Here is a 12293-nt window from a genome sequence, read left to right as displayed (position 1 = left end):
TTTCATGAATTTTAGCAACGTTTTTAAAGCCACTCTGCTTGCAACCTTTCTGATCAAGCTGCTCTTGGCATATGTTATTCCTATGTCAGGTGACGAGGCCTATTTCATCATTTGGGCAAAAAATCTGGACTTTGGTTATTACGACCATCCGCCCATGGCTGGCTGGTTTCTTTATGGTATGCGTTTTCTGGGCGACTCGGAAGTTATTCTGCGACTGCCGGCCATACTGCTCTCCTCTTTGATTGGTATTGGCATATATCAGTTTCTTAAAACCCGTGATGAAACCAAGGCTGCGCTGATAGCCATTCTTTTTCTTATTTCACCACTAAACATCATTAATGTACTGATTACAACCGATACACCACTTATTTTGTTCGCATTTTTATCAGCAGCTTCGCTGTACAAAGCGTTAGAAAAAGATCAACTGGTCTGGTATGGGCTATCCGGTATTTTTTTCGGCATGGCATTTTTATCAAAATACTTCGCAGTTTTACTGGGCCTAGCTTATTTAACCTATTTTCTTTTTTCCACCAAAAACTGGCATAAATCTCGTGGTTTTGCCCTGCTCTATCTGGCTGCCTTGCCTTTCGCATTGATTAATATTTACTGGAACTACACTCACTGCTGGGACAACATTCTATTCAATCTTTACACCCGAAATGAGGGTGAACAATTTTCTTTAGGCAAAATCGCTACCTATTTTGGCACCCAGATATATTTAATGACACCCCCGGTTGTTTACTATTTATTCAAACACCGAGCCAATTTTGTGCGAAGTCTCAATAATGACAACTTGAAGTTGTTCTTTTTTGCCTTTTTCATTCCCATGGCTGCTTTTGCAGCACTTGCTTTAAAAAAACTGATTGGCCTGCATTGGGTTTTGGCGTTTTACCCTTTTTTATATATTTTACTTTTCCACTATTTATCACGTGCAGAGTTAATCAAAACAACTAAGTTCATGGCATGGTTCAGTATTACCCATCTGGCTATCATCACTGTTATCTCAGTCATGCCCATGGAAACCTGGATTAAAACCAAGTGGTACGATGGTATTGTTTTCATGTTCAAAACCAATGAAATTGCAGACCATATCCGGCCGTACGAAAAACAGTTTTTACTCGCTGCCGATGGTTATACGCCCGCAGCAATCATCTCTTATAGTTATGGCAAAGATTTTTTTGTATTTGGTGAAGGTTCTTACCATGCAAGACAGGATGACATTGTTACCGATTTCCGTCAGTTTAGTGGGCGCAATATCCTGATTGTGAAAAAATCAGCACCTGACATTTCCCAATACGCCCCCTACTTTCAGCGGGTGGAGTTCAAACAATTTACCCTTCGCGGTGCAACCTTTTTTTATGTGCTAGGCTATAACTTCAATTATGAACAATATAAAATAAAAGTGCTGACACCAATTAAAGATAAATATTATAAAATCCCTGATTATCTGCCACACACACCCTGTTATTTTTGCGAAAAATATTTCAATGAAGGAGCCAAACCCTGATGGCTACTCTCATCAAACCAGTGTCCGGATGGGGACGTTACCCAGTACAATCATGCGAAATAGAGCGTCCGGAACGTTACGCCGATCTCAAGCCTTCCTCACCCACCCTGATTGCGCGAGGCCAAGGTCGCAGCTATGGAGACGCTGCACTTAATGAAAATGGGCATGTTATTCTGACAGAACGCGTTAATCGCCTGCTTTTACTTGATGTAGAAAATGGCATATTACGTGCTGAATCGGGTGTCACGTTAGATGAAGTTCTGAATGCTATTGTGCCTAAAGGATGGTTTCTACCGGTTACTCCGGGAACAAAACACGTATCACTTGGAGGATGTGTCGCTGCGGACGTTCATGGTAAAAACCACCACCATGATGGCAGTTTTGGAAATCACGTTCTCAGCATCGAACTGATCAAGGCCGATGGCAGCCGTATCGAATGTTCTCCAGAGAATCATTCTGATATTTTCTGGGCGACAGTTGGCGGCATGGGCCTGACTGGCATTATTGGTGAAGTAACGATAAAACTTATCCACATTCACAGTTCGCAAATGATGGTTCGCCATTATAAAACGCCTAACCTTGAGCAAATTTTCAAGCTTCTGGAAAACCCCACGGCAGACGACAGCTATACAGTAGCCTGGATTGATAGCCTTGTATCGGGGCGTGAACTGGGCCGTGGTGTAGTCATGTGCGGACACCATGCCAATGATGACGAACTGCCCTTCAGGATTGAAAACCGCTACAACATCAAAAAAAGACACGCAATTTCTATCCCGTTTAATTTCCCTGCCTTTACGCTGAATTCTTTTAGCATCAGAAAATTCAATGCATTTTATTACAGCCATGAAGGCAAAAAAACAAGTCCATATCTGACAGATTATGATCCCTATTTTTATCCTCTGGACGGGCTAAACAACTGGAATCGCATGTATGGTAAACAGGGGTTTCTACAGTACCAATGCGTCATTCCAGACAAAACCAGTTTCGAGGGCATCAAAGCCATACTGGAAACACTTACCAATAGCCGCCACCCTTCATTTTTAGCCGTTTTGAAACGTTTGGGCGCTGAAAGCAAAGGGATGCTTTCCTTTACCATGACAGGTTACACCCTGGCTTTGGATTTACCCATTCGCGATCAGGGAATATTTCCTCTGTTGAATAGACTTGACCAAATTGTCATGCAACATGGTGGACGCGTGTATCTTGCAAAAGACGCACGTCTTTCTCCTGAGTCATTTCACACCATGTACCCACGTTATGAAGAATGGCTCAACGTCAAAACATTAATCGATCCTGAAAATCGATTCCGCTCCAGCCTTTCCCAGCGTTTAAAGATCGGGGAGACTGCGTAATGAGTGATACCGTATTGATTCTGGGAGCCACATCCGCTATTGCCAGAGCAACGGCAGCTGCTTTTGCTGCCAAGGGCAATGATTTATATTTGGCTGCGCGAGATAAAGATGAACTTGAACGTACGGCTGCAGATTTACAGATTCGCTATGGCGTCAAGGTTAGCTACGGATTATTTGATGCTGAAGCAATTGAAACTCATGAACCCTTTTTTCAGGATGTTGTTCAGGAAATGCATGGTATCAGCGGCGTAGTGCTGGCTTTTGGCTTTCTGGGTGATCAACTGGCGGCACGTGACTTCAAAACCGGGGCAAAAATCATTGCCAATAACTTCACTGGCGCGGCGTCTTTCCTGAGTATATGTGCCAATTACTTTGAACCATTGCAATTCGGCTTTATTATCGGCATCACTTCCGTGGCAGGAGATAGAGGCCGTCAGAGCAATTATGTATATGGTGCAGCCAAGGGTGCTTTAAGTTTGTTTCTGCAAGGATTGCGCAATAGATTATTTAGCAGTGGCGTAAGAGTAATTACCGTTAAGCCAGGGTTTGTTGACACTGCCATGACGTTTGGCATGCCGGGATTATTTCTGGTTGCCTCACCTGAGTATGTGGGTAATCGTATTGTTGGCGCCTTGAACAAATCTTCCGACATCATCTACCTCCCCTGGTTTTGGCGCTACATCATGCTGATCATCAAACACATTCCGGAATTTATTTTCAAACGGATGAAACTGTGAGCGGATGGCAGGCTGACAAACAAGTTGTAGCGGCATTTGATTTCGATGGCACGATGACTAACCGGGACACCCTTTTTCCATTCCTGTCACATGTGTCAGGACAATTGACGTTTTTCCGTAACTTTATCCTGCTTCTTCCTGTATTGGTCGGGTATAAACTAGGCTTGATCAGAAACGACCTTGCCAAAGAACAAGTATTTACGCGTTTTTTTTGGGGCGTAAAAATGGATGCGCTAAAATATAAAGCCGCGCAATTCGCTGCGCAAAAATTGCCCAACCTGCTGCGACCTGAAGCGATGAAACGTTTCGAGTGGCACAAAAAACAAGGTCACCGTTGCATATTAATCAGCGCATCTCTGGATATTTACCTGCAACCCTGGGCCTTGATCCATGGCTTTGACGAAGTCATCTGCTCCAGCCTTGAAGTACGGTCAGATGGATACATATCCGGCAAATTATCCGGTGCGAATTGCTTTGGCATTGAAAAGGCCAGAAGGCTGGAAGCACTGATGGGCGATAGAAAGCGTTATATTTTATATGCCTATGGTGACAGCGAGGGAGATAAAGAATTACTATCCATGGCTGACCACGCTTTTTATCGGGAAATGCCCAGTCATTAATAATATGAAAAGACTATTTGCCTTGTTTCGCCTCATGCGCCCCCATCAATGGGTGAAAAATGCGTTCGTTTTTACTGGATTGTTATTCGGACATGCCTGGCACGATGCAACATTGATTGAGCACGTCATTCTCGTCGCAGTCGCTTTTTCTTTTGTCTCCAGCGCTATCTATATCATTAATGACATCATTGACCGGGAACTGGACAGGCACCACCCCAAAAAGAAACACCGACCGCTAGCTGCCGGTACCGTTTCAATAACCAGTGCCCTTATGCTAGCTGTTATTCTGGCGATATCCGCTATTGCCCTTGCCACACTGGTGTCTGCCACCGTAATTTGGATCATTCTCTCCTACGCAATCATGAATACAGCCTATTCGTTCTGGCTTAAACATGTGGTGATTCTGGATATTTTCATCATAGCTACCGGCTTTATGTTGCGCATTCTTGCCGGAACACTTGGCGTAGGCATCCCCCCATCACAATGGCTCCTGCTATGTGGTTTAATGGTGACGCTTTTCCTGGGCTTTGCCAAACGGCGGGCAGAAATCAATGCACTGGCAGAAGATAAAAGCACTCACAGAAAAGTATTACAACACTACAGCCCGGTGCTGCTGGACAATATGATTGGCATTACCGCCGCCGGTTTGATCATGAGCTACAGCCTGTATACCATGAGCCCGGATACCATACATATCCATGGCACCCACAACTTGATTTACACCGTACCATTCGTGATGTACGGCATATTTCGCTACATATATCTGCTACACCACCAAAGCAAAGGGGGCGATCCCTCCCATGATCTGGTCCGCGACCCCCATTTATTGATAGTGGTCATCGCATGGCTGACCACGACCATTCTGCTGATTTCCTAGATGACGAATCATTCGTCTGAATCGCTCCTTTCAGGATGGCGCCTCCGCGCGTTGATCCTGATTGTATTAATGAGTGTTGGTGGTTATTTAATTTTTACCCTATGGGGAGGCTGGAAGGACGTTCTTGCAGCCATCGAAAAGGTAGGCTTGATTGGCATAGCCATCGCACTCATCCTTTCGCTGGTTAACTATGGGTTACGCTTTATCCGTTGGCAGAAATTTCTGGCTGTACTAGGGCATCATATTCATTGGGCACCCAGCTTCCATATCTACATCGCGGGATTTGGCCTGACTATCCTGCCCGGCAAGGCTGGTGAAGCAATCCGTAGCGTATTTCTTAAAAGGTATGGCGTTTCTTACCCTGAAAGCCTGGCTGCCTTTTTCTCTGAACATTTTTCAAACCTGATCAGTATGTTAATACTGGTTTCCATTGGATTATGGGTATACCCCCAAGCTCAACCGCTAGTTGTGGCGCTCGCCATCGCCATCCTCATCGGACTAGGTTTGTTACAACAAACAACATTACTCAAATTTCTGAAATCTGTCGCAAAAAACCGCCTGCCCGTTCGACCAGGAAAACTGGTTAGCTCTACCATTGATATCGTTCTGCATTCAGGCCGATGCTTTCGACTGCCTATGTTAATTCTGGGTATAGTATTCGGACTGATTGCATGGGGATCCGAAGGGGTTGCTTTTTATTACATTCTTTCCCTGTTAGAAAATAATATATCGCTGCAAACCGCGCTATTTATTTACGCCTTTTCTATGCTGATTGGCGCATTGAGCTTTTTGCCCGGTGGGTTAGGTGGCGCTGAAGCTACGATGCTTGCCCTATTAATGCTAAACCATGTAGAACAACCCCAAGCCGTTGCTGCCACCTTGATCATCAGGCTGGCAACACTTTGGTTCGCCGTCATACTTGGCATCATCGCCTTGGCTATGCCCGTGCGGGAACAGGCAAAATAATGCTATACTTCGCCGCATTGTCATAATCAGCGCATTACCAATTTTCAATGACCTTTCAATCTCCTTCACGACGCTGCCTGTTTTGGGTATTTTTAGTCTTTACGCTAATCTGGTTCAGCAACCTCGATTATCGCAATCTGGTAAGACCTGATGAAGGCCGTTACGCAGAAATTCCGCGGGAAATGTCAGTCACTGGAGACTGGAAAACGCCACGCCTGAACGGTATCAAATACTTTGAAAAACCCGCCTTGCAATATTGGGCTACCGCTGCTGCATATGATCTGTTTGGAGAACACCATTGGACAGCACGTTTATGGAGTGCGCTGACCGGATTTATTGGGGTGCTGTTCACCTTCTATGCAGGTAGCAGACTCTTTGGCAAAGAAGCTGGCCTCTATAGTGCACTGGTTCTGGGGAGCAGTCTGCTCTACGCGATGATTGGCCACATCATCACGCTGGATATGGGTGTCAGTTTTTTCATGGGCGCAGGATTAATGGCGTTTCTGCTAGCCCAACAGTCATCTGCAACCCCGCGTGAAAACAAAGTCTGGATGCTGGTGACCTGGGCTGCACTCGCTTTATCGATTTTAAGCAAAGGATTAATTGGCGGCGTATTACCTGGTGCAGTTCTGGTTTTATACACCTTGATTCAACGGGATTTTGCTTTGTGGAAGCGTCTGCATCTGATCAGCGGATTGCTGCTGTTTTTTGCTATTACAGCGCCCTGGTTTATTGCAGTATCACTCGCCAACCCTGAGTTCTTTCACTTTTTCTTTATTCACGAGCATTTTGAACGATTTCTGACCAAGGTTCACAATCGCTTTCACCCTTGGTACACATTCATTCCAATTTTGCTCTTAGGCATACTGCCGTGGCTTGTCATGCTTTTTGACAGCCTCGCTCACGCCTGGAAAAAAACTGACGCAGATAAAAACACATTCCAGCCCAAACGCTTTCTGTTGATATGGGCGGTTTTTATCTTTGTGTTTTTCTCCGTATCCAGTTCAAAATTGCCATCTTATATACTGCCGATTTTCCCCGCACTGGCATTATTGATTGGTGAAAGACTTACTCAGATCAAGAGCAGAACCCTGTTTTGGCAAATCATACCCATTGCTGTTCTGGCTGCAGCAGGACTGGTTTTAATACCCAAAGTCATCAGCTTTGCCAGTGACGAAGTGCCTGTAGCACTCTACCAAAATTATATTACCTGGCTGTACCCCGCTGCGGCAATCTGGCTTACAGGATCGCTTATTGGCTTGTATTTAAGTTATCAAGAACGTGTCCGTGGCGCAATTATAGCCCTAGCCTTGAGCAGTCTTATTGCTGGTCAATTGGCTTTGGCTGGTCATAACAGCCTTTCACCAGCCAGTTCAGCTTATCACCTTGCTCAGGAAATAAAACCTTACTTAAAGCCAGACGTGCCTTTTTATAGTGTCAATATGTATGAGCAAACTCTGCCCTTTTATATAAAGCGCACCGTCACTCTGGTTGAATATCAAGATGAAATGGCTTTTGGGATTGAACAAGAGCCAGACAAATGGATTCCCCTAATCAGTACATTCGAAGAAATCTGGCGCAAACAGCCCTATGCACTGGCTATCATGAAGCCTGAAACCTTCAACAGGTTGCAAGCAGATCATTTACCCATGCAGGTTATCGCAAAAGACACTCGCAGGATTATTGTAAAAACACCATGAATATACTCACCTTCGGCATTATTTTATCCGGTGTTTTACTCAATGCTATGGCCCAGCTGTTGCTTAAAGCAGGAACCAATGCAGTGGGTCATTTTGAGTTCAGCCGGGACAATATCCTCCCGATCGGTTTTAAACTGGCTACAGAACCTCACATAGCAGGCGGTCTCGCATGTTATGTGATCAGCGTCGTAGTCTGGATCATGGCCCTGTCACGGGTTGAAGTCAGCATCGCCTATCCTATGCTTTCCATCGGGTATGTAGTCAACGCCCTTGCCGCATGGTATCTTTTCGGCGAAGCTGTCACCATTAGCCGGATAGTGGGTATCGGCATTATTATTGTTGGCGTATACGTTGTTTCCAGAAGCTAGATAAAACTGTTATGAGTTACTTACCTTTTACACGCCCGACCATTGATGAAGAAACCATTCAGGGTGTTGTCGATGTCCTGCGCTCTGGCTGGATAACCAGCGGTCCCAAAGTCAAAGACTTTGAAGCTGCATTGTCGGACTATTTCGGCGGTCGAACCGTACGCGCTTTCAGTTCAGGTACTGCGACTTTAGAAGTGGCATTGCAATTATGTGGCATAGGCCCCGGGGATGAAGTCATCACCACCCCGCTGTCCTGGGTTGCCACTGCGAACGTTATTCTGCATGTGGGAGCCAAACCTGTTTTTGTCGACGTTGATCCTGTCACGCGCAACATTGATTTAACTCTCATTGAATCGGCGATCACACCCAATACCAAAGCCATTATCCCGGTTGATTTAGCAGGGCTGCCGGTGGATCGGGATCGCTTGTATGCCATCGCACATAAACACAATTTACGTGTTATCGAAGATGCAGCCCAATCCATGGGTTCAACATGGCAAGGCAAAAAAATCGGTTCATTTGGTGATTTGATCTCGTTCAGTTTTCACGCAAACAAAAACATGACCACCGGAGAAGGGGGATGCCTGGTACTGTCGAGCGATGCGCAAATCCCCCTGACAGAAAAATTGCGTTTGCAAGGGGTAGTGAGATCGCCTGATGGCACTATGGAAGTGGATATTGCAGGTGGGAAATCAAACCTGACGGATATTGCCGCACGCATTGGACTTGGCCAATTGCCACAGGTAGATAGCTTTAATGCACGCAGACGTGAACTGGTAAAACACTACTTCGCCCAATTTGACAGAAGCCTGGGTTGCGAACTTCCTGTTGAAGAATATAGCAATGGCAACTGGCACATGTTCCAGATTTTGCTGCCACTAGACAAGCTCACTATCAGTCGTGGCGAATTCATTGAACAGATGAAGCAGCGAGAAATAGCTGCAGGCGTACACTATCCCCCTATTCATCTTTTCAGTTTATACCGGAGCATGGGTTTTAAGGAAGGCGATTACCCGCACGCCGAACGAATCGGGAATGAAACAGTCACACTTCCATTGTTCCCAACCATGACATTTGAAGATGTAGAGCGCGTCTGTGCTGCTATAAAAGAGATCATTACGCACTCAAAAAAATGAGGATCAGCGTCCCAACACGGTAAAATGCCTTTATGAATACACCCGAACTATCAGTCATTATCCCGGTTTACAATGAAGAAGAAGGTCTGGCGACTTTGTTTTCCAGACTATATCCTGCACTTGACCAGCTTAATATCAGTTACGAAATCATATTTATCAATGACGGTAGCCGTGACCGCTCTCCTGCTATCCTTCGTGAGCAGTTTCAAGCGCGGCCGGATGTCACCCGTGTCATCCTGTTTAACGGTAATTTTGGCCAGCACATGGCGATCATGGCCGGCTTCGAGCAAAGCAAAGGGAAACGTGTCGTTACGCTGGATGCGGATTTGCAAAATCCTCCAGAGGAAATTGGCAAACTGCTCGCAAAAATGGATGAAGGCTATGATTATATTGGCAGCATCCGGAACCAGCGTCAGGATAGCCGGTGGCGTCATGTGGCTTCTAAAGCCATGAACTCGCTGCGCGAACGGATTACCCGTATCAAAATGACTGATCAAGGTTGCATGTTGCGCGCCTATGACCGGAATATTATCGATGCCATCAACAGTTGCAAGGAAGTGAATACCTTTATTCCAGCCCTTGCTTACACTTTTGCCAAAAATCCAGCTGAAGTGGTTGTGGAGCATGAAGAACGCGCAGAGGGAGAATCCAAATATTCCCTCTACAGCCTGATTCGACTCAACTTCGACCTGATGACGGGTTTTTCTCTGGTTCCCCTGCAACTATTTTCTTTCTTTGGCATCATCATCTCTATTCTGTCAGCGTTTTTTGTTGTCTTTCTGGTTATTCGCCGACTAATAATTGGTCCGGAAGCTGAAGGCGTATTTACGTTATTTGCCATTACCTTTTTACTCATGGGTATTATCTTATTCGGCATTGGCTTGCTGGGTGAATATGTAGGGCGTGTTTACCAGCAGGTAAGGCACAGGCCAAGATATCTGGTTGAAGCCATACTGGAAAAAACAGAATGACCAGTGCCGTTGTTTTTGCTTATCACAATGTAGGCGTTCGCTGCCTGGCAGTGTTATTGGCCCATGGTGTAAAAATTTCACTGGTGGTGAGTCATACTGACAACCCCGATGAAAATATCTGGTTTGACAGTGTTGCGAAGCTTGCAAAAGAACATGATATCCCCGTCATAACGCCGGATGATCCCAACCTGCCTGAAACAATCAATCGAATTTCAGCCTTAAAACCTGACTTTCTGTTTTCTTTTTATTACAGAAACATGTTGAAAGCAGACATATTAAACATCCCGAAATTGGGCGCGCTTAACATGCATGGCTCATTGCTGCCTAAATACCGTGGGCGCGTACCGGTTAACTGGGCAATTATCAAAGGGGAAACCGAAACCGGTTCAACCCTGCATTACATGACCGAAAAACCTGACAACGGTGCAATTGTAGACCAGCAAGCTATTCCTATTCTCCCAAACGATACGGCGATGGAAGTTTTTCACAAGGTTACCTGTGCGGCAGAAATCGCTCTTAACCGTTGTTTGCCTGATTTAATAAGGGGTACAGCCAAATCTACCCAGCAAGATTTGAGTAAGGGTGCATATTTTAGCGGGAGACGCGCGGAAGATGGTAAAATCGACTGGTTTAATGATGCGACTACCATCCACAATCTGATACGTGCTGTTGCGCCGCCCTACCCCGGCGCCTACACCACCCTGTCAGGAAAACCGATGCGCATCTTGCGCAGCATGGTAGTGCCACAGCAGAATGCGCAGCACACAGTGCCGTTTTTCTACTGTGTGGGTGAAAAATGCTTTGCTGAGTGCGGAAACGGCAGCGTTTTACGCATTCTTGATTTTGAGATTGATGGGGAACCCCAAAACGCCGCCAGCTTTATTGCACAATTTGGTGCAACACCGCAGTCATTAGGTAGTTAATTGGGTAATTAATTTAATTTTGAACAACAAGTTGTCCGGAAGGAAAGCGTAATGAAAAAAGTTCTGATTCTAGGTGTAAACGGATTTATCGGTCACCACTTAAGCAAGCGCATCATGGAAACGACCGACTGGGAAGTCTATGGTATGGACATGATGAGTGACCGTGTCACCGAACTAATGACCAATCCGCGCTTTCATTTCTTTGAAGGTGATATCACCATCAATAAAGAGTGGATTGAGTACCATGTTCGCAAATGTGACGTTGTACTGCCGCTGGTTGCAATCGCTACTCCGGCTACCTACGTTAAAGAACCCCTGAAAGTATTTGAGCTGGATTTCGAAGCCAATTTACCTATCGTCCGTCATTGCGTTAAATACAACAAGCGCATCCTGTTCCCTTCTACATCTGAAGTTTATGGAATGTGCGGCGATGCGGAATTTGATCCGGATAATTCGGATCTGGTTTTAGGCCCCATTAACAAACCACGCTGGATTTATTCTTGCAGCAAGCAGCTGATGGATCGTGTTATCTGGGCTTACGGTATGCAAGGGGTTCTGGATTTCACCCTGTTTCGCCCATTCAACTGGATTGGCGCCGGACTGGACAGCATCTACACTACAAAAGAAGGCAGCTCACGCGTGATCACCCAATTCCTGGGTCACATTGTACGTGGCGAGGACATTAAACTGGTTGACGGTGGATCACAAAAACGCGCTTTCACTTACATCGAAGATGGCATTTCAGCCTTGATGAAAATCATTGAAAACAAAGATGGTGTAGCAAGCGGCCAGATTTACAACATTGGTAACCCTGCAAACAATTTCTCTGTGAAAGAGCTGGCAAAAATGATGCTGGATCTGGCATTAACCTACCCTGAGTACAAAGAATCGGCAGTAAAGGTCAACACTGTGGAAACCACCTCAGCTGATTACTATGGCAAAGGTTATCAGGACGTGCAAAATCGCGTTCCAAAAATCGAAAACACCATGAAAGACCTGAACTGGAAGCCGGAATTCACCATGGAACAAGCGCTTAAAGGCATTTTTGACTCCTACCGCAACCAGGTAGGTGAAGCGCGCAAATTGGTGGAATAGTTTTCAGGCATTACAGAATGTAACGCAACAGTAATACTAGC

General features: G+C 45.5%; 12 protein-coding genes. All 12 read left to right on the top strand.

What is annotated here, in order from left to right:
- Positions 1-4: 4 nt before the first annotated feature.
- From EDC63_RS00340 to EDC63_RS00285, 12 genes are read left to right on the top strand one after another with little or no spacing between them, the layout of a single operon-like run.
- Positions 5-1507, top strand: coding sequence for a glycosyltransferase family 39 protein (locus EDC63_RS00340; protein ID WP_124947917.1), 1503 nt, complete (start codon positions 5-7; stop codon positions 1505-1507).
- Positions 1507-2859, top strand: a complete 1353-nt coding sequence (locus tag EDC63_RS00335) for an FAD-binding oxidoreductase (RefSeq protein WP_189836555.1) — start codon at positions 1507-1509, stop codon at positions 2857-2859. Before EDC63_RS00340 ends, EDC63_RS00335 begins: the two co-directional genes overlap by 1 nt.
- Positions 2859-3596, top strand: coding sequence for an SDR family oxidoreductase (locus tag EDC63_RS00330; RefSeq protein ID WP_124947919.1), 738 nt, complete (start codon positions 2859-2861; stop codon positions 3594-3596). Before EDC63_RS00335 ends, EDC63_RS00330 begins: the two co-directional genes overlap by 1 nt.
- Positions 3593-4216, top strand: coding sequence for an HAD-IB family hydrolase (locus EDC63_RS00325; RefSeq protein WP_223248456.1), 624 nt, complete (start codon positions 3593-3595; stop codon positions 4214-4216). The genes EDC63_RS00330 and EDC63_RS00325 overlap by 4 nt, the downstream gene beginning before the upstream one ends.
- Before the next feature lie 4 nt (positions 4217-4220).
- Positions 4221-5093, top strand: coding sequence for a decaprenyl-phosphate phosphoribosyltransferase (locus EDC63_RS00320; protein ID WP_124947920.1), 873 nt, complete (start codon positions 4221-4223; stop codon positions 5091-5093).
- Complete coding sequence (locus EDC63_RS00315) at positions 5094-6059, top strand: lysylphosphatidylglycerol synthase transmembrane domain-containing protein (protein ID WP_132920854.1); 966 nt, start codon at positions 5094-5096, stop codon at positions 6057-6059.
- Positions 6060-6106: 47 nt separating this feature from the next.
- Complete coding sequence (locus EDC63_RS00310; RefSeq protein WP_124947921.1) at positions 6107-7759, top strand: glycosyltransferase family 39 protein; 1653 nt, start codon at positions 6107-6109, stop codon at positions 7757-7759.
- On the top strand, positions 7756-8127 hold the full coding sequence (locus EDC63_RS00305; protein ID WP_124947922.1) for an SMR family transporter: 372 nt from the start codon (positions 7756-7758) through the stop codon (positions 8125-8127). The genes EDC63_RS00310 and EDC63_RS00305 overlap by 4 nt, the downstream gene beginning before the upstream one ends.
- An 11-nt stretch (positions 8128-8138) precedes the next feature.
- Positions 8139-9263: a DegT/DnrJ/EryC1/StrS family aminotransferase gene (locus EDC63_RS00300; RefSeq protein WP_124947923.1), complete on the top strand. Its 1125-nt coding sequence runs from the start codon at positions 8139-8141 to the stop codon at positions 9261-9263.
- A 32-nt stretch (positions 9264-9295) separates the two neighbouring features.
- The gene (locus EDC63_RS00295) at positions 9296-10234 is read left to right on the top strand and encodes a glycosyltransferase (protein WP_124947924.1); all 939 of its coding nucleotides are present in this window, start codon (positions 9296-9298) and stop codon (positions 10232-10234) included.
- Entirely contained in the window at positions 10231-11157 is a 927-nt protein-coding gene (locus EDC63_RS00290) for a formyltransferase (protein ID WP_124947925.1), read from the top strand. The genes EDC63_RS00295 and EDC63_RS00290 overlap by 4 nt, the downstream gene beginning before the upstream one ends.
- Positions 11158-11208: 51 nt before the next feature.
- The gene (locus EDC63_RS00285; protein ID WP_124947926.1) at positions 11209-12252 is read left to right on the top strand and encodes a bifunctional UDP-4-keto-pentose/UDP-xylose synthase; all 1044 of its coding nucleotides are present in this window, start codon (positions 11209-11211) and stop codon (positions 12250-12252) included.
- Positions 12253-12293: the final 41 nt, after the last annotated feature.

Origin of the sequence: Sulfurirhabdus autotrophica (assembly GCF_004346685.1) — a bacterium.
Lineage (GTDB): Bacteria > Pseudomonadota > Gammaproteobacteria > Burkholderiales > SMCO01 > Sulfurirhabdus > Sulfurirhabdus autotrophica.
Note: the sequence above shows the minus strand (reverse complement) of the source record. Positions and strands in the feature narration are given on the sequence as shown.